Annotated in this window: 21 protein-coding genes; 16 read left to right on the top strand and 5 right to left on the bottom strand. The window is 63.8% G+C overall.

The features are described from left to right. Positions 1-122: 122 nt before the first annotated feature. On the bottom strand, positions 123-356 hold the full coding sequence (locus tag H6718_36830) for a hypothetical protein (protein MCB9591029.1): 234 nt from the start codon (positions 354-356) through the stop codon (positions 123-125). On the opposite strand from H6718_36830, the gene H6718_36825 reads away from it, so the two are divergent. The 8 genes from H6718_36825 to H6718_36790 all read left to right on the top strand — a co-directional run bounded on the left by H6718_36825 (position 337) and on the right by H6718_36790 (position 11041). Then, positions 337-4218, top strand: a complete 3882-nt coding sequence (locus tag H6718_36825; protein MCB9591028.1) for a hypothetical protein — start codon at positions 337-339, stop codon at positions 4216-4218. The two genes, H6718_36830 and H6718_36825, sit on opposite strands and share 20 nt — an antisense overlap. A gap of 13 nt (positions 4219-4231) precedes the next feature. Further along, positions 4232-5614 carry a tetratricopeptide repeat protein gene (locus tag H6718_36820; protein MCB9591027.1) on the top strand — a complete coding sequence of 461 codons (1383 nt, stop codon included), beginning with the start codon at positions 4232-4234 and terminating at the stop codon, positions 5612-5614. 9 nt (positions 5615-5623) lie between these two features. Beyond that, positions 5624-5860, top strand: a complete 237-nt coding sequence (locus H6718_36815) for a hypothetical protein (protein ID MCB9591026.1) — start codon at positions 5624-5626, stop codon at positions 5858-5860. Continuing rightward, complete coding sequence (locus tag H6718_36810; GenBank protein MCB9591025.1) at positions 5860-6405, top strand: hypothetical protein; 546 nt, start codon at positions 5860-5862, stop codon at positions 6403-6405. Before H6718_36815 ends, H6718_36810 begins: the two co-directional genes overlap by 1 nt. A 225-nt stretch (positions 6406-6630) precedes the next feature. Beyond that, positions 6631-8049, top strand: coding sequence for an AgmX/PglI C-terminal domain-containing protein (locus H6718_36805; protein MCB9591024.1), 1419 nt, complete (start codon positions 6631-6633; stop codon positions 8047-8049). 362 nt (positions 8050-8411) lie between these two features. Then, positions 8412-8987 carry a hypothetical protein gene (locus H6718_36800; protein ID MCB9591023.1) on the top strand — a complete coding sequence of 192 codons (576 nt, stop codon included), beginning with the start codon at positions 8412-8414 and terminating at the stop codon, positions 8985-8987. Between the two features lie 58 nt (positions 8988-9045). Continuing rightward, positions 9046-10401, top strand: a complete 1356-nt coding sequence (locus H6718_36795; protein ID MCB9591022.1) for an outer membrane beta-barrel protein — start codon at positions 9046-9048, stop codon at positions 10399-10401. Positions 10402-10414: 13 nt separating this feature from the next. After that, positions 10415-11041 (top strand): polysaccharide export protein, encoded by a 627-nt coding sequence (locus tag H6718_36790; protein MCB9591021.1) that lies wholly within the window; start codon positions 10415-10417, stop codon positions 11039-11041. Positions 11042-11152: 111 nt separating this feature from the next. On the opposite strand, the gene H6718_36785 is transcribed toward H6718_36790, so the two are convergent. Then, positions 11153-12184: a hypothetical protein gene (locus tag H6718_36785; protein ID MCB9591020.1), complete on the bottom strand. Its 1032-nt coding sequence runs from the start codon at positions 12182-12184 to the stop codon at positions 11153-11155. A 136-nt stretch (positions 12185-12320) separates the two neighbouring features. Here H6718_36785 and maf point away from each other — a divergent pair, with 136 nt between their 5' ends. The 4 genes from maf to H6718_36765 all read left to right on the top strand — a co-directional run bounded on the left by maf (position 12321) and on the right by H6718_36765 (position 15645). Further along, entirely contained in the window at positions 12321-12929 is a 609-nt protein-coding gene (gene maf / locus H6718_36780) for a septum formation protein Maf (GenBank protein ID MCB9591019.1), read from the top strand. After that, complete coding sequence (locus H6718_36775) at positions 12926-14311, top strand: hypothetical protein (GenBank protein MCB9591018.1); 1386 nt, start codon at positions 12926-12928, stop codon at positions 14309-14311. Before maf ends, H6718_36775 begins: the two co-directional genes overlap by 4 nt. Next, positions 14292-14555: a hypothetical protein gene (locus H6718_36770; protein ID MCB9591017.1), complete on the top strand. Its 264-nt coding sequence runs from the start codon at positions 14292-14294 to the stop codon at positions 14553-14555. The genes H6718_36775 and H6718_36770 overlap by 20 nt, the downstream gene beginning before the upstream one ends. Before the next feature lie 124 nt (positions 14556-14679). After that, the gene (locus H6718_36765) at positions 14680-15645 is read left to right on the top strand and encodes an RluA family pseudouridine synthase (protein ID MCB9591016.1); all 966 of its coding nucleotides are present in this window, start codon (positions 14680-14682) and stop codon (positions 15643-15645) included. A gap of 23 nt (positions 15646-15668) precedes the next feature. On the opposite strand, the gene H6718_36760 is transcribed toward H6718_36765, so the two are convergent. The 3 genes from H6718_36760 to H6718_36750 are packed head-to-tail and all read right to left on the bottom strand — an operon-like array spanning position 15669 to position 17918. Next, entirely contained in the window at positions 15669-16601 is a 933-nt protein-coding gene (locus tag H6718_36760) for a hypothetical protein (protein ID MCB9591015.1), read from the bottom strand. Between the two features lie 24 nt (positions 16602-16625). Continuing rightward, positions 16626-17654 (bottom strand): flippase-like domain-containing protein, encoded by a 1029-nt coding sequence (locus H6718_36755; protein ID MCB9591014.1) that lies wholly within the window; start codon positions 17652-17654, stop codon positions 16626-16628. Positions 17655-17678: 24 nt separating this feature from the next. Continuing rightward, on the bottom strand, positions 17679-17918 hold the full coding sequence (locus H6718_36750; protein ID MCB9591013.1) for a hypothetical protein: 240 nt from the start codon (positions 17916-17918) through the stop codon (positions 17679-17681). Positions 17919-18079: 161 nt separating this feature from the next. On the opposite strand from H6718_36750, the gene H6718_36745 reads away from it, so the two are divergent. The 4 genes from H6718_36745 to H6718_36730 all read left to right on the top strand — a co-directional run. Beyond that, complete coding sequence (locus H6718_36745) at positions 18080-19093, top strand: MoxR family ATPase (GenBank protein ID MCB9591012.1); 1014 nt, start codon at positions 18080-18082, stop codon at positions 19091-19093. 218 nt (positions 19094-19311) lie between these two features. Beyond that, positions 19312-19533, top strand: coding sequence for a hypothetical protein (locus H6718_36740; GenBank protein ID MCB9591011.1), 222 nt, complete (start codon positions 19312-19314; stop codon positions 19531-19533). After that, positions 19530-21602 carry a hypothetical protein gene (locus tag H6718_36735; protein ID MCB9591010.1) on the top strand — a complete coding sequence of 691 codons (2073 nt, stop codon included), beginning with the start codon at positions 19530-19532 and terminating at the stop codon, positions 21600-21602. The genes H6718_36740 and H6718_36735 overlap by 4 nt, the downstream gene beginning before the upstream one ends. Then, positions 21599-22612: 3-oxoacyl-ACP synthase (locus tag H6718_36730; GenBank protein ID MCB9591009.1), on the top strand; the 1014-nt coding region annotated here is incomplete at its 3' end. The genes H6718_36735 and H6718_36730, both read left to right, overlap by 4 nt.

Genomic DNA, 22612 nt, shown 5'->3' with positions numbered 1-22612 from the left:
CTGAACCATGCCTCGCTCTGGGGTCGCCTCGCCGCGCCTAGCACGAGCTCGCCTCGGTTCGCGAGTCTCCTCGCTATCGCAGCAGTTGGGGTGATCGGCGCTTTCTCTGCTCCAGCGGAGTCTCAGCCTGCCCCGTCCGCCTCGACTTCGGCGAGTGCTCCGCCGGCGTCGGCGGCGCCCTCAGCCTCGTCCTCAGCACCGCCCTCCGCCTCGGCCAGTGGTTCCGCAAGCTCCGCGCCCGCACCAGCTCCGACGACTGCGGTGACCGGCGTTCCCGTCAAGACGGGGGCGCCACCGCCTCCTGCGCCGTCCAAGGAGCAGCTCGACGCACTGAAGATGCTCCAAGATGAGCTCAAGGAGTATGAGAAGGGGGCGAAGAGCTACCGCAAGACGCTCACCATGATCGTCCGCCACCACTACGAGGAACGGCGTCGTCGGGTACTGAGCGCGCTCGACCGTGAGATCGACATTGAACAAAAGAACCTCACGGCCGCTCGCGACGAGGCCATCAAGCGCCTCGAGGAGTTCATCGCGCGCTACAGCGGGGAGAACGCTCACCCAGTTGCAACGCCGGACGCGATGTTTCGTCTCGCCGCGCTCTATGAAGAGCGCGCTCGCGTCGACTTCGACGCCGATCTAACGACGGCCCTCGACCCGGCGATCAACCTCTACCGGCGCATCATCCGCGAGTACCCGCAGTACGAAGAGACCGCCGCGGTGTACTACTACCTCGGTCATGCGATGACTGACGCGAACCGCATGGAGGAGGGGCAGCAGGCGTGGCGCGCCCTGGTTTGCGCGAACAAGTACCACGTCAAAGACAACCCCGATGACGCGTCCAAGATCCTGCTCGAGCCACTCGTTCAGGACCACGACGATAAGTTCTGGAACGACTGGTACAACAAGAACCCGGTTCCCCTGGATCAGGACAAGCGACGTCGGGGCAACCTCGCTAAGGCTCCTGAAGACGAAGAACTGCTGTTCCGGGATCCCTATCCCGACTCCTGTGCTGGTTTGCCGCAACAGCTCGAGCCAGGGCAGGAGCCCCGCTATGAGGCCGAAGTCTGGTGGCAGCTTGGCAACTTCCACTTCGATCAGATTGACCCCCACGGGGGCCCTTACAATCTGAACCGAGCCGTTCGGGCGTACGAGCACTCGATGAAGATCGAGAAGCCACCGCTATATGGCGTGGCGCTCTACAAGCTCGCTTGGACCTACTTCAAGCAGCAGCGCTACAAGACGGCCGTTGAGGAGTTCGTCAAGTTGCTGCACTACGCTGACGAGCAAGAGGAGAAGACGGGCGACCCCGGCGCTGATTTCCGCTCGGAAGCGTACACGTACATCGCCGGCTCACTCACCTACGTGGATATGGAGGGGCCGCCTCCAGAGCACCCGCTCATCCCGCGCAACGACGTGCTCGACCTCGAGACCGATCCGCTGGTTGCGGAGTCAAAGATGGCGATTGCCATCGAGCGCGTTCAAGACCCCAAGCTCATCCCGCAGGACAAGAAGTGGACTGTCGAGATCTACAAGAGCCTGGCGCAAGAGTTCATCGAGATCACGCAGAACCGCAACGCGATCGCGACGCTTGAGCTGACGCTCAAGAAGTTCCCGATGGATCGCGACGCACCCGTGATGCAGAACAAGGTCGCGGAGCTGTACGACCAGCTCTCGAAGCTCGCGCCTGAAGGCTCGGCAGCCCACGACGAGTACGCCGCCAAGGCGCTCGAGGCGCGCACGAAGCTGGCCGCCTACGTCGGTACGACGCCGTGGACGGACGCAAACCGTGACGACCCCGAGGCGTTGCAGCAGGCGGAGCTCCTGGTTCGAAACGGGCTCAAGCGCGCGGCGGCGGATCACACCAACAACGGACGTGCGCTGTTCGAGCGTGCTCGCGAACTCAGCGATGCAGGTGAGCAGGTCAGGCTACTCGAGAAGTCTGTGTCCGAGTATCGCCTCGCGGAAACGGGATGGCGCGCATACCTAGAGCAAGATCCCAATGCGTTGGACGCGTATGAGAGCCGTTTCTGGCTAGCGGACGCGCGTTACCAGGTGGTGCGCATCCAAGTCGTCATGCAGCGCACGCCAACCCCAGCTGAGGTCACGTCTGCGCGGGAGGCACTGATCGCGGTGCGCGACTCGAACGAGGACGACAAGTACCTCCAGCCCTCGGCTTACTACCTCGTGGATCTGTCCCAGCAGGTGTTGAACGACCTGTACCGACGCTATGAGGCCTCTTCGGGCAGCGACGGGCTAGAGAAGCGTGAGGAAGTGAAGTTCGAAGGGGAGGGCAGCTCTCGCAAGGTCGTGAAGGAGCCGGTGCCGGCTCCCATCCTCGAGGCTGTCAAAGCCCGCGAGGACTACAACGCCCGCATCTCGATCGATCGAGATCCCGAGAAGAACGGACCGCTCTACGCCTTCCAGGCCGGCGAATACTTCTTCGTCTATGGTCAGTTCGCCGAAGCTCGCAAGCGCTTCACGCCGCTCTATGAACAGTTCTGCGGCAAGAACGAGTGGGGCTACAAGGCGTGGGAGAAGCTGATCAGCATGGCGAACTTCGAGGGCGACGCCAAGGAGTCGCGTCGCCTCGTCGAAGGTCCCAGCTGCGCGTACAACCCCGAGACCAAGGCAGCAGAAGACAACATCCGTCAGCCCGTGAAATCTGGGCTGGCCTACCAGGACGCCGCGAAGCTCTTCGAGGAAGCTCAGAAGATGTCGCCAGGTCCCGAGCGCGACAAGAAGTGGCGCGCGGCGGCCGCTGCGTACAAGGCGGCGCTTGATGCAGCTCCGGCACGTGACGAGGCGCCCGAAGCGGCGATGAACGGTGCCTACGCGTACAAGCAGGTTGGCGAGTACGACAAGGCCATCGAGATGTACGAGCTGTTCATCTCGAAGTACGGCAGCGACGAGAAGCTGAAAGAGCTGCGTGACGGTGATCCAAAGGCGAAGCCGCCGAAGGACCCCCAGCCAGCGAAGTACGAAGAACGAGTCAAGTACCTCAAGCAGGCTTACGACGCGCTCGCAGGCTCGTACGTGCTGTTCTTCGACTACCCGAAGGCCGCGGAGACCTTCGACAAGATCAGCACCATCGAGCACTTCAAGGCAGAGGATCGCCGGCAGGCGGCGCAGCAGGCGCTCGGCCTCTACTCCAGCCTTGGCGACGAAGGCGGGATGGCGCGGTCCAAGGATCGCTTCGCCAAGCTAGGTGCTTCGCCCAAGGAACTCGCCGAAGCGGACTTCATCATCGCGAATAGTGAGGTGAAGAAGTGGGACGAGTTCAGCGCTGACGAAGGTGGAAACGCCGCCGCACGCCGCAAGGCACAGGCGGCCATGGAGACCTACTACAAGCGCTACCAAAAGCAGGACGCGGCCGCGCAGTACGTCGTCGAGGCGGCGTTCAACGTCGCGCGCATGAAGCGTGCTTCGGGCCAGCGCGACCAGACCACCTGGTGGAAGAACACGACAGCGGCATTTGCCAAGTGGAATCGACTTGCCCCGCGGAAAGACGGCGCGTCGTCGGCGCTCGGCAGTCGTGAGGCGGATATGGGGGCGGAAGCCGAATACGTCCAAATCGACGCCGACCTCAAGTCGAAGTTCGACTACGACACCGGCCACCATCGCTACAAGGGCACCGTCACCGAGGTCATCCAGGGGTATCGCAAGGACGCGACCGAGGCCAAGGCGTGGCACGACAAGCTACAGAAGGTGATCGACACCTACGTCAGTCCGACCTGGACCATCGTCTCCAGGGCGCGCCAGGGCTCGGTCTACGACTCGTTGCGTACCGGTCTCTACAACACGCGCCCACCGGAGCTGAAGATGTTCAGCGCCGCTCAAGAGAAGGCGCTGAAAGCCGCCGAGGAGAGCGACAACCCGGATCTGCAGGAGAAGGCGGACGCCATTCGGGTCAAGATTCAGCAGGCGTGGCGCGACGCTCGGGACAAGGAGCTCAACAGCGCCGACGAGATTGCCGTCGTGCGTTACTCCGAATCGGTTGTGCTTTCGCGTCGCTACAACATCTCGAAGCCCGAGGTCGTGCGGGCGATTCGCCGCCTAGCGTTCCTCACGGACGTTGTGGGTGAGGCGAAGATGAAAGCCTATACGGCGCGCGTGAAGGACTTGAACTACACCGAAGGCATGTTCGTCAGAATCAGGCCAGGCGTGGTGGGTGAGCCCGCGGCGAACGGGATGGTCGAGCCGCTCCCGGTGGCCAACTGAGACGGGGGAAATGATGCGATACGGAATTCTACTCGCCCTAGCGCTCGCTACCGCTCAGATCGGTTGCTCCAAGAAAGGCACGACCGAGGCGCAGAACCCTGTCGGGCCTCCGCCTAACTCGGCGGTTGGTGGTGGACAAGTTGCGACCCCCGAAGGCGCGCAGTACGCCCAGACCGACGGCCTATCGAGCGGCGAGGCATCCAACCGGCCGCAGATGAACGCCGACGCGGCGTCCGCGTACAACGCGGGCCTTGAAGCCTTCAAGAACGGCGACCTCGACACCGCGAAGAAGCAGTTCGAGGCTGCTATCTCAGCCGATTCGAAAGCCTACCGTGCCTACTTCTCGCTCGGTGCGGTCAAGGAGCGGATCGACGACGAAGACGGCGCGCTCCGCAGCTATCAAAAGGCCATCGATGTAGTGAAGGACTACGAGCCAGCCATCGTCGCGTACGCGATGCTGCTCGCTTCCAAGAAGCGCTTTGGTGAAGCCGAGTCATTCCTGCAGTCCAAGTCCGCGGCGATGCCGAAGAGCGCGGCGATTCCGGCCGCTCAGGCGGAGTTGAAGAGTATCCAGAAGGACTCTGCGGGAGCCCAAAAGCTCGCGCAGATGGCGCTCAAGCGGAACCCTGACTACCGCCCCGCGATGGTCACCCTGGCGCGCGATCACTACCGCAACCGTCGACTGGATCTCGCCCTCTACACCTTGCGGGCCATCCTCGATGGGTTTGGAGACGAAAACCCGCCGCGCGACAAAGCGAACGCGGAAGCTCGCTTGCTGCGCGCCTTGATCCTCCGGGAAATGGGTAAGCGCAACGCCGCGCTCGACGAGTTCAAGGAAGCGGTCGCCGCGCGCCCCGATCTGGTAGAGGCGCGAGTCAGCCTCGCGGCGTTCATGCTCGAGTCTGGCAATGCGGTCGAGGCGGCGGGCCTCCTCGAGGGCGCCCTGAAGTACGACCGTCGGAACCTGCTCGCCCATCTGAACTTGGGCGATGCGTACCGGCTCCTCGGGCGCCCCGACGCCGCGCTGAAGGAACTGGAGGTGGTGAAGTCGCGCGAACCCACCTTGGCAAAGACCTACTACAACCTGGGACTGCTCTACCTTTTCGGCGGGCAGATGTCGGGTGTCGACAAGAAGACCGCAGCGGAGAAGGCGATCACGGCCTTCGAGAAGTACAAAGAGCTACACCCTCGCGCGCAGCCTGGCGATCCGGATGACACGGATGAGCTGATCGTGCGGGCGAAGAGCCAGAAGGCAATTGCCGAAGCCGAGGCCAAGGCTCCACCTCCGCCTCCACCGGCCGCGCCTGCGGCGCCTGCGGCGGGTGACGCCAAGGCAGGTGACGCCAAGACCCCAGCCAAAGAGGAGCCCAAGAAGGGCAGCTCTGCAAGTTTCTAGGAGGACGCCATGAAACGAATCATCACCACGGTCCTTGTGGGATCGGCACTCCTGGTTCCAAGCGCTGCGTTTGCGCAGGGAAAGAGTCGCGTGGTCACCATCAGTGAGGTGACCATCGTGGGCCGCGTGCAGAAGCCCATCGCGGCTGTGGATGTGAGCCGCATCCAGCCCAAGCTGACCCTCGCGGAGCTTCGTCAGCCATTCCTCGATCGCATCGAGAAGGCGCTCTACCGCGACCCATTTTGATGCTGTCTGCCGCGCTGGCCTGTGTGCTCGCGACTGCGTGCATCTGGGCAGCCGTCGCTCGAAACCGCAAGCTGAACGCCGTCGCCGACGGGCGAGAGTTTCGCGATCGCCTTGGGCACGCCAGCGTGCCCCGTCTGGCGCAGTTGCGCGATCAAGTCGCGTCGGGTCCGGGTCGGGACTTGCTGGACGCGGTGCTCGATGCCCGCACGCCACGCCAAGCGGTAGTTGAAGTGAATGTCGTCGTCGGGGACCTCAAGTACGAACTCCGCGGGGCTCACGAAGTGGCCAAGAGCGCGAGCCGAATTGCCCTGGCCGGGGGCGGGATGCTCGCCGTCGTTCAACTAATTCAGTTCTTGCGGGGGGGAGGGACACCCACAACAGCCCTCATATGTCTCTGCGCTGGCGTGACGGGAGGACTGGTGTGCACCGGCCTGGCGAAGAGCGCCCAAACGCGCGCGCGGGCCCAGCTTGAGGCATGGGGCCACGTGACGCGCCGGTTGGCTGAGGTTTCGCGACAACGCTTCGACCACGAGGGCTTGGAGTGAACTTTCGACCCCACTCGCCCGTACTTGGAGTGACACGCCCACGAATCTAGACCCGTCCCCCCAAGGCCGGGTAACCTCGCGCAAAGCAAGGAAAGTTTGCGAAGGACTCTGCTAGAAGAGGGACGGTCCTCAGGAATTTTTTTCTTGGTCTAGGAACTTTCAGGAAGTGCCTGTGTCGGACGCGCGCTTTCCTGCTGACCCTTTCAGGGTCCCGAGAGGTAATCGATGACGCAACAGCCCCAAGCTCAAGGACCTGGACAACAACGCCCTGGCCAGATGACCGCAGTGATGCGGGCCGTCATGGCGACCGGCCCCAAGGTTCTGCGAATCGGCCTGGTTCAAAACGGACGCGTCATTGAGGAGCGCATCATCAAGCAGCGCACTCACGTGACGGTGGGCCCTTCCGAGCGCAGCATGTTCGTCGTTGCCGTGGGGAACATCCCAGCGAACTTCCGGCTATTCGAGCTGGTTGGCAATCAGTACGCCCTCAACTTCCTGGACGGAATGACGGGTCGCGTGGCGCTGCCGACGGGCATCAGCGACCTGAACGTTCTACGTGGGCAGGCGAGGCGCACCCAACAAGGTGCTTACCAGGTCGCCCTTACCGAGGATTCCCGAGGCAAGGTGGTGATCGGGGACACGACGTTCCTCTTCCAGTTCGTCGCACCCCCTCCGGTTCAACCGCGACCGCAGCTTCCAGTTTCCGTCACTCGCGGGGCCACGAGCATCGACTGGCCGACGACGATGATCGCGGCGTTTTCGTTTCTCGCGCATCTCATGGCGATCGGCTTGATCTACTCAGATTGGCTCGACCCGATCATCGACGAGAACGTGAATGTGCAGGGCTTGATCGACACGGTGAAAAACCTACCCCCTCCGCCCCCGCTCGAGGATCCGACCCCGGAGGACGAGACTCCCACCGAGACCAAGGATGCGAAGGAGCCCGAGAAGAAGACCGCTTCCGCAGGGCAAAAGGCGCCTGGCAAAGCTGCCGGCGGTGGCAACATGAGCGCGAAAGAGGCAGCAGCGCTGTCCAACGAGTTGGAGCAGCTCGAGATGCAAACCTTGGGCGCCCTGGCTGGTCAGGGCCCGGCAACCGCCGGCGTGCTCCAAGATGGTGAGGTGACCACCGACGCCCTGGACCGTGCTGCCGCGAGCGGCGCGGGTGTTGGCACCAGCGGTCCTGGTGGCCTGAGCATCCCTGGGGGGGGCGGCCCGCTACGCCCCGGTGCCTCTGGCGGAGGACTCGGATCCATTGGCGCAACCGGCAAAGCTGGCGGAGAAGGCAGTGGTACCGGGGGCAAGGTGAAGGGGCCAACCGGTAGCGCTGCAGTTGGCGGCGCCGCGGTTGCAGGCGGTAACGTGAGCAACGCGAGCCGGGTAGTGGCTGGTATGCGCGCTGGTTTCCGTGCGTGCTACCAGCGTGGTCTGGCTCAAAACCCGGATGCGCAGGGAAGCATCCGACTCAGCATCCGAGTGGGCCCAGGCGGTGAGGTGCAGGGGGTCTCGGCCTCTTCGAGCGGCAATTTGCCAGGATCCGTCGTCAGCTGCGTCCAGTCTCGCGCCAGCGCCGCCCAGTTCTCTCCCCCAGAAGGCGGTAGCGCTGTCATCAGCGTGCCGGTCACCTTCGTGAAGCAGAACTGAGGCGCATCAAATCCGCCCAACCCATCAAGCCACGCTGAATTCGCCCGTACTGTCAGGCACCTGAGCATGAAGTACGGGCAGGTGGCCGCCCGCGGATTTGATGAACGACATGGAACTACGCGCAAAAAGCGGTCCGACCTCCAGCGTGCTGATACCCAGCATGTTGGAGTCGACCCGCTCTAGCTCCCCAGGGCCGCGGAATTCCTGTCAAATCGGCGATGTGGGTGTCGTTGACACCTCTGGAGACGGCTCATATACTCGGCCGCACTCGCTTGTATCGGTAGGCAATCGCGCACGCGCGGTGGTCATGCTTCGCCCAGGCTCGCAGGAGTTTGGGACTTGAGGAGGGAGGCGGGGTCTTGATGAGAAGTTACAAGAGGAAGATCGGTTTCCTTATCGCCGCCTTGATGGTTGGCGGCTGGGGTGTCGCGGTTGCTCAGACCGGTAACGGTGGCGCGCCCACCCCCGTGGACGTCACTTCTCAGGAGGACCTGAATCTCTCCCCCGAGGAGCAGGTCAAACGTGCTGACCAGTACTTGGGAGAGATGGAACGCACCGCGACCACGATCCGTAAGCAGCTCGAAACGGCGCGCCAAGCCCGCGACGTCGTGAAGGTGCTCTGTTTGGACGACAAGCTCAACCAGGTGGACGTCGCAGTTCGCTCGTTCAAGGAGCGCCAGGGCAGCCTAAAAACCGCCGCCGAGCGCAAGGACGCTGACCGCGCGAAGCATGAGTTCTCCGTGCTTGGCGTACTACGCGATCGCGGTCGCTCCTTGGCAGCTGAAGCGAACCAGTGCGTTGGGGATGAAGCTGGATTCGTCGGAGAGACGGACGTGAAGCTCACCATCGACCCGAACATTGCCGACACGGATCCATCAGAGTATCCCGACGATCCGCTCATCAGTACGCCTCCTGTCGTCAGCAGCCCTGATTCGTGAGAGCTTCTCTCCCTCCCCAGGCTGACTCTCATACTGCAGGCTATTCGGACGTAATCTGATGAAGAAGATCTTTGCTGCGGCCACGCTGTGTGCCGCTTCCTTGGCGACTGGTGTTGCGGGGGCTCAATCGCAGCCCTGGCTTGCCGATCGCCGGTTGGGCGAGGGACCGGGTATTCGAACTGGTGACCTGGAGCTTCATCCCGGAATCGCGGGCGAGCTGGGCTACGACTCCAACTACTTCCAAGCCTCAGGGGAGTCGGGAGAGCCGGAGATCGCAGCATACCGCCTACGAATCACGCCGTCGTTGTCGTTGAGCACGCTTGGGGCCCAGCGCGCTCCTGATGCCAAGAATCGTTCGCTTGCCTTCCGGGCGAACGTCTCCGCCAGCTACAACGAGTTGATCGCCGCGGATAGCGCCAACAGTGATCAGGTCGCCGACCAAAGGCACGTCAGCATCGGGGCGGGTCTCAAGCTGGATATCGCTCCGACGCGTCCTTGGGGTGGGGATGTATTTGCCGACTACGTACGCCTGATCCAGCCGTCCAACTCTCCGGACACGAACTTGGCGTTTGACCGAGATACCATCCGGGCTGGGGCAGGCGTGATCTGGCGTCCAGGAGGTGGGCTGTTCGATTGGCGTCTTGGCTACGAGTTCGAGACAACGCTGTTTGAACAGGACTCGTTTACCGAATTCAACAACCAGCAACACAGCATCAAGACGCGCGGGCGCTGGCGCTTCCTGCCTCGAACCGCGTTGATGTATGACGCGTCGTTCGGCTTCCTCCGTTACACCAAAGACACTGGGCAGCAGAATTCGACGCCGGTTCGGGCGCGGGTCGGGGTGAACGGTTTGGTGACGAATCGTTTCGCGTTGCTCGCGCTGGTTGGCTGGGGCGCCTCGTTCTACGAATCCCGGGACGGGAAACCGGTTCAAGACTTCGACAGCCTGATCGCCCAAGGCGAACTGAAGTGGTTTGTGACACCACAGCCAGACCTCGAGGCGACTTCAGCCGGTGTTGGCCTGTCGTCCGTTGCCGTGGGGTACCTGCGAGATTTCCGCAATAGCTACCTCGGTGACTACTATCAGCTTGATCGCGGGTATCTGCGTTTCGACTACTTCCTGGGGGGATCGGTGGTCGTGGCCGTCGAGGGTGGTGTGTCACACGTCACTTACCCCGACTCCTTCTTCCAGAGCAGTGCCTTGCGTTTCGGCAGCTTCACCGAGAATCGCGTGGACGCCTCAATCTTCGGCGAATATCGAACCAGCGATAGTTTCGGGCTGAACGCGACGCTGCGTTACAACGCCAACCTAAGCGAGAACCGCGTCCCGATTTCGGAAGACCCAACCGCTGGGACCGACAACTTGAAGTTCAGTCGCTACGAGGTTTGGCTCGGGGCGCGCTGGTTCATGTGACGCGGATATGAACGTGCGTCCGGTGGCCAGCATCTCGAGCCACATGCGTCCGCTCGTCGTCTGGCTGTTTTGTGTATCCCTTTTCTTCGTGGGATGCGGGAGTTCAGGGCCGGCGGTTCGGGGGACGCTGCCTCCGGTCGAGGAATCGAGCCAACTCGGGCCGGGCGACGTCTTCAAGATGCAGATCGTTGGCGAGAAGGATCTGCCCGAAGAGTACCAAATCGCTTCTGACGGCACGGTGGCGTTGCCCTACTTGGAGCGCTTGGAGGTCGGCGGTCTCGAGCCCCAAGAAGTCGCCAAGCTCGTTACCAAGGAGCTTAAGGGGCGCAAGATCCTGCAGAAGCCCGTCGTCATCGTGCGGGTCGAGGCGTACAACAGTCGCAAGGTGACGGTGCTCGGCGAAGTTCAGAAGCCGGGTAGCTTCCCCTATCAACCCGGGTTGACGCTGATTCAAGCCGTGTCCCAAGCCGGCGGATTCAACAGCATCGCCAAGCTCGATCAGCTGCGACTGACCCGGCAAAGAAAAAAGGGCGGCGACGTAACCGTTGTTGTCTCAGCTGAGGCGATCACCGAGGGAACCGCACCAGACATTCCGCTGCAGGCCGGAGATCGAATTTACGTGCCGCAGCGGGTTTTCTAGCCGTGGCGCGGACGGAGGCACGTGTTCCAAGCCGTTGGTCGGAGGGGGCGCGGTTTCGGTCTAGCGTCGTGAGCGGTTGAAACAGAGCGCTTCCGTGCGGTAAGAATACTACTATTGAAAGCGGTAGCGCAGATCGAACACGCCGTGGAAGCGCGCCGCACCCAGACTCGCAAACGACTCACTAGCGTTGCCGGACGTCTCGCTGCCAAGGGGCAGTGCGGTGCCCGCCAAGAGGCTCAACTGCAGGCGCGATATGGGCTCACTGCGTACGCCTGCCAGCCATTCCGCGGGGCGCTCCAGGTGGCTGGTCCGGGTGCTCGGGTCGAGTTGTGTCGTGCGTGGGGCAAATCCGCTCAGGAGCTGCGCCTCAGCGGCGAGACTGAGCCAGCGCTCCAACAGTTCGGCGTCGGCAGCGAGCGCAACAGAAAGCTGGCTGCCGTAGCTGGCGTTACCCAGGTCCACACTTTTGCGTAGTCGCACTCCCACCTCCGCGCCCAGGCTGAAGGCTCCAACGCGGACTCCCCAAATTAGCTCGGGGGCAAAGACGAGGCTCGGCTCGCCTGCGTGGGCATCTTGATTGCCGAGCGGAAATACTACGATGGCGCCGGCGTCGAGGTTGCCAGGCTCACCCTCCCAGAGGCGATAGCGTCCCTCCAGGCGCGGATCAACGAGCGCAGTCGTTGCGATGGGGTCGGCGTCGCGGTCAGTGATGGCTTTGGTCCCAGCACCGGTTTGGTACACGACGAGTGGGACGGCTAAGCCCAGCTCAACGCCTTCGCTAGGGGCGTACCGCGCGCCGACGGTCGTCGAGACTCGGTGATGCACGAGCCGGATCTCCCGCCCCTCAGGATCCGGAGAGGGCACCTTGAGCAGCAGAGGCTTGTACGTGTAGTCGCTGGTCAAATTCAGAGAGAGCTCGCCAGGCCGGGCGAGTTCTGGACTCGGCACGGTCAACCACCGGGACTGGCCGGCCCGGGTCCAGAGCGGTGACGCGGGGACGCAAGGGGACTCAATCGCGTCACACTCAGCGGCACTGCTGAGCGCGGGGCGAGTCAGGCTTACCAGCGCGAATGCGCCGACGGAGACAAGGAGCTGATGCGCCAAGCGACGCACGCGCGGGGCGCGCTGGACTGAACGATGCATCGGGGTCGGAGGTACTCGACACTACCATCGCGACTTGGGCTCTGCCCACTCGCAAGCGGTTTAGCTCCAGGCTTCCGCTTAGGAACTCCGCGCACGGGTTGTCATGTTGCGCATCCTGGCGTACGCGCAGCACGCCATGAATCGTGCCTTGAACCTGATCCTAGGATCCGCTTCACCCAGGAGAGCTGAGCTACTCCGCGGGGTGGGTCTCTCGTTCGAGGTCTCTCCGGCGGACGTCGACGAAAGTGTCTGGGACGGCGAAAGCGCGGAGGCGTACCTGGAGCGAGTGAGCCAACTCAAGCTCGAGGCGGTTGCGCGCAGCCTGGCCGCTGGTGAGCGCCGACTGCTCTTGGTCGCCGATACCAGCGTCGTCTGCGAAGAGACCATCCTGGGTAAGCCGGCGGACGTGGCTCAGGCGCACGAAATGCTCCTCAAGCTCGTCGGTCGCGAGCACCGCGTGATGACGTGCTATCGCCTCGCATGGTACACGACGAGCCTCGAGCCGATTTGTTGTCGTACGGAAACGACCTGGGTTGCCTTCCGCCACTGCTCGTCGAAGTCGCTGCTCAGCTATGCGGGGACCGAGGAAGGCCTGGACAAGGCGGGCGCCTACGCGATTCAGGGCATTGGCGCGTACTTGGTCTCGGGGATTCGCGGGTCCTATTCCAACGTTGTCGGACTGCCGGTCTGCGCGTTGGTCGAGGATCTTGAGCGGCTTGGCGTGATCGAAGACTTCCCCGCATGAAGCTGCTCAAGAGCCCAGCGTGGGGGTGTTTTGCGCTCGCGCTCCTCATCAGACTCGTGGTTGTTGTGTGGGCTGCCGGTCGCTTCCCACCCGCGGCGGACGGATCGTTCTACCAGGTCGTCGCCGAGCGAATCGCCTCCGCACAAGGCTACACTTGGGCCTGGCCCGATGGGACCGTCACCTACGCAGCTCACTATCCGGTGGGATATCCCGCATTGGTCGGCGCCCTCTACTGGCTTTTCGGCCCGCGGCCTTGGGTTGCAATGGTCTTCAACGCCGTCTTGGGCGCCGGAGCAGCCTGGGCGGGCGCACGTCTCCTCCTCGAGTCAGGATCGCAGCGCGGGGCATGGCTTGGTGGCGTCGCGCTAGCGTGCCACCCGAGTCTGGTGTTCTACACACCCGCGCTCATGACCGAAGGGGTGGTGGCGTCGGGGATACTCCTGCTGGCGGGCTTGGCGCGGACGCGGCTTGGGCGCCGGCGAGCTTGGGGAGCTATCGCGCTCGGGGTGTTCCTTGGCGTGCTCACGCTGGTTCGCCCTCAGGTCATCGTGCTCGCACCGCTTTATGGGTTACTCGCTTCGCGCGCGCGGGGTTGGCGGCGTCTGATTGCCGGGGCCGTCGTGGGCATCAGCGCACTATGCGTCACTCTCCCATGGACCGCGCGTAACTGTGAGAAAATGGACCGCTGCGTTTGGGTGAGCGCCAACGGGGGGTGGAACCTGTTGATTGGTTCCGGCGAGAAGGCGACGGGGGCATGGCTCTCGGTCGAGGATGTGGGTTTCCCCGTGGAATGCAGAGAGGTGTGGGCTGAGGCGGCGAAGGATGCCTGCTTCGGCGCTGCCGCGCGCCGGCGCATCCTCGAACATCCACTCGGGTGGCTGCGTCTGATCCCCGCGAAGCTTTCTCATACCTTCGACTATGGGGACGCGCCTGGGTGGTACCTTCACACCGCCAATGCCCAGGCGTTCCCTCAGCGGGCGCGCGAGGCCCTCTTCGTCTGGGAGTTGTTGTGGCTGCGGGCCACGATTCTCTTGCTGCTCTTTGGGTTGGTCGTGCGAGCACCGCGCGACCGCTTTCAGCGTCTGCGTTGGGGTCTCGGTTTGCTGGCTGCACCCTTTCTCTTCCTGAAGTGGTTATGGCCTGCACATCTAGCCATCCTCTTGCTCATGGCTCTCTGGCCGCGCCAGATCCCTGCGCTTCGCGTGGGGATCTGGGTGCTGGGCTCGACTGTGGCCATCCACGCGGTGTTCTTCGGAGCCACCCGGTACGGACTTGTCGCGACACCTGCTTTGGTCGTTGCGGCGATCGGGGTTTTGACAGTTCGGCTCAGGGGAGGAGATACTGGGGGGGAGGAGAACCTGGATGCCGCTCATCGAAACTGAAGAAGCCGCTCGTCGCCTTGCCCGCGCCATCGCGAGTGATCTCTCACTCTATAATGAGGAGAAAATTGTGCGAGGCATCGAGACGGACAACCTGTTCGATGAACTGAGCGAGGAAATCGAAGAAGGGCGTGCGCTGTACAAGAGCCGCGTCTCGCCAGACCTCTACCAGCGCAACTTTTACGATCGCGCTCTGGTGGACATCCTCGTGAAATCCAAGGGCCACATCAAAAGTCGGCTCTGGTAGGCCGTCAAGGCGTACTCACCGCAGCCCTGGTGTCCCGCGCCGCGAAGCAGTGCCGGGTATGCCTTTACTAGGTGGCGGTGGCACACTTCGTTGCTAGGCGATCCGCGTGCGACAGCGCTTCGAAATCACTGATGAGCTGGCGGTCCGCGGCTATGCCGAGAGCGGCAAGGCCAAGGCAGAGCGACTTGATCGTGTGCTCGCCAAGCTGCTGCCCCAGGTGTCCCGCGCCGAGCTTCAGCGCTGGATCCGTGAGGAAAGGGTCTGGCTGAACGGCGCGCCTTCCAGTGCGAGCAGCGTCTTGCGAACAGGAGACGTCGTCGAGGTAGAACCCGCGCCGCCTCAGCTGAGCGCCGCCGAGCCCGATGCTTCCGTGGAGTTTCAGGTCGTGTATGAGGACGAGCAGCTCCTCGTGATCGACAAGCCGGCAGGTCTGGTCGTTCACCCCGGCGCCGGTCATCACTCCGGCACTTTGGTCAACGGCTTGCTCGCGCGTCCTGGCTTCGAGGTATTGCCGGTCGATCCGCGAGATCCCGAAGGCTTTCGACGACCGGGCATTGTTCACCGCCTGGACAAGGACACCAGCGGCCTCTTGGTCGTGGCGCGTGACGCCACCACGCGCGAGGCCTTGAAAGAGCAGTTCGAGGCCCACAGCATTGATCGCGAGTACCTGGCCCTCACGCTTGGCGAGCCGAAGGAGGGGCGGATCGAGACGTTTCACGGCCGTCACCCGGTGCATCGTCAGCGCTTTACGTCCTTGCTTCCCAAGGGGCGGCGCGCCGTCACCTCGTTCCACATAAACGAAAGACTCGGGATAGCTGCGCTCGTGAGTTGCCGTCTGGAAACGGGGCGAACCCATCAGATCCGCGTGCACCTGTCAGAGCAGTGTAAGACGCCGATCCTGGGTGACCCGCTCTACGGTCGGCGAAGTCAGGACCCTCGCCTGACGAAGATCGCCGAGGGCTTGGGACGTCAGGCACTGCATGCGACTGAACTTGGCTTCGTTCACCCGGCGACAGGGGAGCACAAGCTGTTCCGTTCTCCGGCTCCCGCCGACTTCGCGTCGGCGCTCGACGCCTTGCGCGAATTCTGAGCGCGCTCGAAGAGCCTTATCGGCTAGAGCTTCAGCTTGGCACCGAATCGCTTCTGAAGCTTCTTTCTGGCGGCGTCGCTGATCTCAGGGTTCACCAGCACCTCGAGGCTCTCGAGGCTCTTCAAGCTCGTGGAGCTAGCGAGCGCGCTCGCTCCTGAATCTCCAATGTCGTTCGCGCTCAGGTCGAGCTGCCGAAGCGTGCTCAGTTGCTTTGCCCCCGCGATGGCCTTGACGCCTGCATCCCCGATTGCGTTGCCCGCAAGGGCCAGTTGTTCGAGCTGCTTCAGTCCTGTGGAGGCCGCCAGCGCCTGCGCGCCCTCCTCACCAATGTCGCAGCCAAGGAGGTACAGCTGCTTCATCTGGCTCATGGCCCCGGAGGCGGCCAGCGCGCTGGCGCCCTCCGCGCCGATTGGGTTCATGGTGAGGTCCAGCACACTCAGCCGCGCCAGTGTCGGACTCTGTGCCAGGCTCTGAGCACCAACTTCACTCACGTCATTGCCGCTCAGGTTGAGCGTTTCGAGGTTGGGCGCCTTGAGCCGCGCCAGCGCCGCGACCCCATCATCACCGATGTCGTTGCCACCCAGATCGAGTTGCTTCAGCTCCGCGAAATCTGCCGCAACCAGCGCTTCCAGCCCATCGGGCCCGAGCTCATTTTCGCTCAGATCCAAGCTCACGATGCTGCCCACCTTCGCGAAGCTCGCGAGGGCCCCGCCGAGCTCAGGCCCAAGCCCCTTGCCTGCCAGGCTGACGTCAGTGACATCGCTCAAGCCGTCCAAAGCTTCTTGCACCGCGGAAACGCTGTTCGCTTTGGTGAAGCTCTCATTGTCCGCCGGAGCGCCAGATCGCCCCGAAACGTCGGGCGTTGCACCCGAACCCCCACAGGCCGAGAGCAGGCACGCGCCGATTAGCCAGGAGATCAGTCGTGTCGATGTCCCGCGACCGCGGTGAGCAGACATGACTTACCTATATCAAAGCTCCGGCTACGGGGCGCGCTGCGAATGGCTCTGAGCATCTGCGTTGCCCAGTGAAGCGTGGTCGACTTCCAGAGGCTCGGCGTGCTCGCGCAACAACTCCGGGAAGCGCCGTCGCAAGAGCCCCAGTGCACCGAACCCCACGAGCACCGCCCACCACAACGTTGCCAGGCGGACCAGCAGCATCGCGCTGGTCGCCATCCCGTGGGGCACGTGGGCCAGCTGAACGAGTTGCTCTCGGATTAGCGCCTCTGCAACACCAAGTCCTCCCGGGACGGGGACGACGGCGCCTGCGAGCGTCGCGGTCGCGTAGAAAAAGACAGCGAGCGAGACCGGCACCGGAAAGCCAAAGCCTTTCAGCAGCAGCCACAGCGCCAGGCCCTCGCAACCCCAGCCGACGATGGAAAGCAACGTCGGGATCAGCAGCGCGCCCGGACTGGCTACGATCCGCAGGGAGTTCACGGACTCTCGCAGCTTCGGCGCCAGACGGTTTAGCCGTCCGCTGCTGGACTCAGCCTTCCGCACCAGCCAATTCATCGGGGCAGGCCACAGGATCAGCACCAAGCCAATCGAGACGAGCACCGTGCCCGCAACGGCCCACTTGAGGCCCCCCTGAAAGCCAACCGAGCCTAAGGCGATCAACAGGATCACCGCGATCACATCGGTGAGCCGTTCGGCGATCACGATGGGTGCTGTTCGGGGCATGGGCACGCCGTGGGTCTCCGCGAGCACCGCGCTCTTGAACACCTCGCCGACCTTGCCAGGGGTTACGGTCAGAACGAACCCTGACAGGAACACCAGGAAGCTCTCGAACTTGGGCACGCCGCGTACTTCGAGCCGTGCGAGGTAGTACTCCCACTTCGCGAAGCGCAGCACGTAGTTGAACGTGGCAAGGCCAAGCGCGGCAGCGAAGGTCCACCAGTGAAAGCCGCCGAGGCTCGCACGCACGGTGCTGATCCCCGAGTAGACGACGAACGCCCCGTAGATCAGGACACCGAGTAGCAGCGCGAAGAGAACGCGCCTGAGAAAGCGATTCATGGAGGGAAAGAGAGTTTCGGGTGGCTATCCGCGCTTCTTGTACTGGTACACGCGCAATCCCCACACCAGGAGTCCCGCAAGGAGAAGGAGCCCACCAACGATTCCGATCCCCCAGGCTGGCCAGCCGTACTTGCCGTTTGCCAGGCCGGTCGGGCGCACTTCCACCACCTTGCGGGTGGAACCGCTGTGGCCGGCATCCGGCTCGAGCGCGGAGGCTCTCCAGGCATCGAGCCGGAGCGTGGCGAGGATGGGGTTGGAACGCATCCGCGCTTCGCTTACACGTCGAAGTCCCTCGAGGCAACTCACAGGTAGAACCTTTGACCAACGCACGCTCGGTGCCCTTGGTTGGCCCGCTAGATCCTGGGCGTTGGTCCTGCACTATCTGGAGATTCGGGCTAAGCTCGCGCGGCCTTTCTGGAGCCCAAGTGTCAGTCGCACCCATCGAAGAAACCCAAGATATCGACCTGTTGGACCGCTGCTCGACCGCTTGCGGAGCCCTTCGGGAGCAGGTCGCTCGCGCCGTCGTCGGTCAGAGCGACGTAGTGGACGCCTTGCTGGTCACCTTGCTGGCTCGAGGACATGCGCTCCTGGTGGGCGTCCCTGGCTTGGCGAAGACGCTCCTCGTCTCGTCGGTCGCGCGCGCGCTGGATCTCAGCTTCGGCCGCGTCCAGTTCACTCCGGATCTGCTCCCTGCGGACATCACGGGAACCGATGTGCTCAACGAGGTCGAGGCAGGAGCGGTGGTGCGCCGCGAGCTCTCCTTCATGCCTGGCCCGATCTTCCACAACTTGGTGCTCGCGGACGAAATCAACCGTACGCCGCCAAAGACCCAGGCAGCCCTCCTACAAGCAATGCAGGAACGCTGCGTCACGGTCGGCGGGCGTACCCACCGCCTGCCGGACCCCTTCCAGGTCTTCGCGACGCAGAACCCGATTGAGCAAGAGGGGACGTATCCGCTGCCCGAGGCGCAGTTGGACCGTTTCCTGCTGGAAATTCACGTTGGTTACCCGTCGGCGACGGAGGAAGAGGACATCGCCCGGCGCACGACTAGCGGAGTCGAGCCCGACGTGCGCCCGGTGGTCACCACCGAAGACGTCCGAAATATCGGACGCCTCATTCCTCGGATCCCGATCACCGACGAAGCTGTATCAGTGGCAGTGCGCGCGGCTCGCGCCACACGCCCCAGCTCAGACGAAGCACCCAACGAAGTGAAGCAGTATGTGAGATTCGGCGCCGGGCCTCGCGGTAGTCAGGCGCTGGTTCTGGCGGCCAAAGCCCGGGCGGCGAGCAGAGGCGAGGCAGCTGCTGACATCGAAGACGTGATGGCGTTGATTCTGCCGGCGTTGCGCCATCGTGTGGTTCTGAGTTACCGCGCGGAAGCGGATGGGGTCAAGGACAGTGACGTCGTTTCCGCGGTGCGGCGCAAACTTGGTGTCTGAAGGTGGCGGCGATTGCCGGCTGCTGGCACTAGCGCTGTACGAAAGTCGTGATCCCCGTGGCGGGTTGTTCTCGGCCCGGGCATCGCTCGCCTGGCCCACGGCCCGGTTTCGTCGGACGTGGCTCTGGCGCTGGTTGCGCAACCGTTTTATGCCACCACGCGCTATGCTGAGGTCGCCCCATGAATGACGCCGAGCTGCGGTTGAAGATCAAGGAACTCATGATCCGGGAGCTCGACCTGAGTGATCTGACCCCCGACCAGATCGACGACGGGAGCGCGCTGTTCGGTGAGGGTCTGGGCCTCGATTCCCTTGATGCATTGCAGCTGGCGATCGCCCTCGAAGAGGAGTTCGAGGTCAGCATTCCCGAGGGTGAGGACGCGAAGCCGATTTTCGCCAGCGTCAATGCGATAGCCCAGCACATCACGCAGCAGCGACCATGATCGATCGGGTTGCCGTCACTGGCGTTGGGGCCATCTGTGCGCTCGGCGTAGGGTCGGAAGCAACCTTTTTGCGCCTGGTCCGCGGTGATATTGCCGTGCGGAAGGAACCCTCAGCCGCAGCGGGACTGGGCGTTGGAGTCTGCGAACTCCAGGAGCTTCCTCTGGCTCGCGTTGACGGGAGCTGGAAGGAGCGAGCTAGCCGCACCGAGGCGCTGGGCCTCTTGGCGCTCGCTGAGGCGCATGCACAGAGCGGTCAAGTTTCAGGGACCGTCGGGCTGATCTGGGGAACCACCACCGGGGGACTCAGAGAAACCGAGGCGTGCCTCGCGAATCTGGGAGCCGAGCCCAGCGCCGAGGAGCTCGCGCCGCTCTTCGCGTTTCCTATCTCAGGTCTGACTTCACGCTCGTCGGACATCGTGGGGAAGATCGACCGCTCACGCACGGTCTGTTCGGCGTGCTCTAGCGGCGCGCTGGCGATCGCGATGGGCGCCGCCTGGATTCGCGCTGGGGCGTGCGACCGGGTTTACTGTGGCGGCGCAGACGCGCTTTGCGCGACGACCGTGCTCGGCTTCGGCGCCCTGGGGTTGCTGGACCCGGAGGGTGGGCGGCCATTTGACAGTGATCGCGCAGGGCTCTCCCTTGGCGAGGGCGCCGGGTGCCTCGTGCTGGAGCGCGCAGGGGTAGCAGCAGCGCGAGGCGCACGCGTCCTTGGCTGGCTCGATGGGTGGGCGTGCGGAGCGGAGGCGTTTCACATCACACAACCCGAGGCCGGCGGGGCCACGCCGCGAAAGCTGGTCCAGGATGCCCTGGAGCAGGCACAACAAACGCCTGACCAGATCAGCTACGTGAACGCGCACGGTACCGGTACCGTGCGGAATGATCATGCCGAGCTCGAGGCGCTCGAAGCGGTGTTCGGAGAGCGCTTCGCGACTCCACGCGTGTCGTCCAACAAGGCTCAGATCGGGCACACCCTGGGAGCCGCGGGGGCACTTGAAGCGGTTTTTAGCGTGCTCGCCCTCGAACGCGGCGAACTCCCGCCCAATCCGCGGCTCGCGACGACGGGGCACCCGAGCCTGCTCGGAACACTCTCCGAGAGAACACGTGCACGCGCCATCTTGAGCAACTCATTCGGTTTCGGCGGAATGGACGCCACGCTTTGCCTGGTGGAGCGCGAGAGCGTCGCGCCGCCTGCGCCTAGGAAGCCCCGGCGCGTCTACGTGACACGCAGTCAGGTGCTGGCTCCTGGTGCTGAAGACGACCCACGGCGCCCGCCCGAGCGCACCCAAGTCCTGGACACGGAGCGCTCTCGGCGTTTCGATCCGCTGTCAGTCTTGGTGAGTGCCTGCGTGGAGCGATGTCTCGTCGGCGTGGAGATCGGTGAAGCGCGTCGCGTTGGTCTTTTCCACGGGACGGCGTTCGGTCTCGTGTCTCGCGCTCAACGGTTCCTCGAGCGAGCACGCAAGTCGGGGGCGTCTCGGGTGCCTCCGCTGGAGTTCCCGCTGTTGCTACCGAGCGCTGCATCTGGGAACGCATCCATCTATGCGGAGCTGCACGGGCCAGCGGCGGCGGTTTCCAGGCTAGTCGCGTCGGGGCACGCCGCACTGCATGCGGCGCTTGATTGCGTCAGCTTGTGGGAAGCTCCCCACGCGGTTTGTGTGGCAACCGAGCCACTTGATCCGATCTCTCAGCGCGCAGGTGAACTCCTGTTCGGGATCCCGCCTGCGCACACCTGGAGCGCTGGCGCCCAGCTGATTCAAGCCGCGCCTCTCGACGGATCGACCATTGCGGTCTTGGATTGGGGGGAGAGTGCGGGTTCACTGCCTGTGACGCCACCCGGGGCCACAAGCGCGTTTCTGGGCGGAACCGACCGCAGCATGGAAGCTGACTGGCAGGGCTGGGTGGTGGCGGACAAAGCGACTGCTGGCGGCAGCGTGGAGGGGCTGGGTGGTTTGGCCATCGAGTGTTGCCTGGAGGAAATACGAGCCGGGCGCATCGAGACTGGGTTGGTCGTCGACGTCGTCGAAGGGCGCTGCTTGTTCACGCTGTTCGGAAAGGTCTCCGGAGGTTGAAGGCCGCGCGGATCGTCGCGAGCGGCGCCATCTCGGCCCTGGGGGAAGGCCGAAAAGCAGTAGATCCGTTTGCGCTTCCCGGGATTCGAGCCGACGACGAGCTCGCGTCGCTCGGGCTACGCAGGCCTCGCGTCGCCCGCAGCGCAACACGCGACGTCGTCTCGGATCCAGCCGAGTGGCTGCTCCTGAACGCTCTGCGGCAGCTGAGCGCCAACCTCGACCGGGTGACGGCCGGTTGGCGATCGCGACGCCTGGCCTTCGTCATCGGCACCTCTTCGGGCGGGATGTGGAGTCAGACCCAGGCATTTGATGCGCTGGTGAGGGGAGAGGGCGATCCGGAGCTGTGCCGGGCTGCTCCCTACTGGGGGCCGCTCGCTGCGCTACGCCGCGAGTTTCCCGCCGCGCCGATGATCCACGTCCTGGCGGCTTGTGCGAGCAGCGCAATGGCGCTGGGCGTGGGGCGCGAGCTGCTTCACGATGGCTCGGCGGATCTGGTGATCGCTGGTGGTTACGACGCGCTGACGCCGTTTGTTGCCGCGGGGTTCGAGGCGTTGGGGGTAACCACTGCTGAGCGGCCGTTGCCATTCTCGATGCGACGAGACGGGTTGGCGCTGGGGGAGGGGGCTGCGTTGGTCGCTCTGTCGAGGGACGCTGGCCCGGGTCCGTGGCTCAGCGGGTTTGCAGCGTCAGCTGACGCGAGTCACCCGACCTCACCAGCCGACAGCGGGGAAGCGCTGACACGAGCCGTTTCAGACGCTCTGCGTGATGCACAGGTCGCCGGGAACACCTTTCTTGTGAGCGCCCACGCGACGTCCACGCTCGCGAATGACCGCGCGGAAGCGGTGGTGATTGGCGGCTTCGGGCCGCGAGCGGAAGCAGTGCAAGCGTTCAAATCCCGTGTCGGGCACACTCTCGGCGCAGGTTCAGTCCTTGAGCTGCTCTCGGCCATTCGATGCGCCGAACTCGGCAGGTGCCCACCCCTGGAGGCGGAACCATTCGAGCCTGAGCTG

This window comes from Polyangiaceae bacterium (assembly GCA_020633205.1).
Classification (GTDB): domain Bacteria; phylum Myxococcota_A; class Polyangia; order Polyangiales; family Polyangiaceae; genus JAHBVY01.
This window is presented reverse-complemented; position numbering and strand designations above follow the sequence as displayed.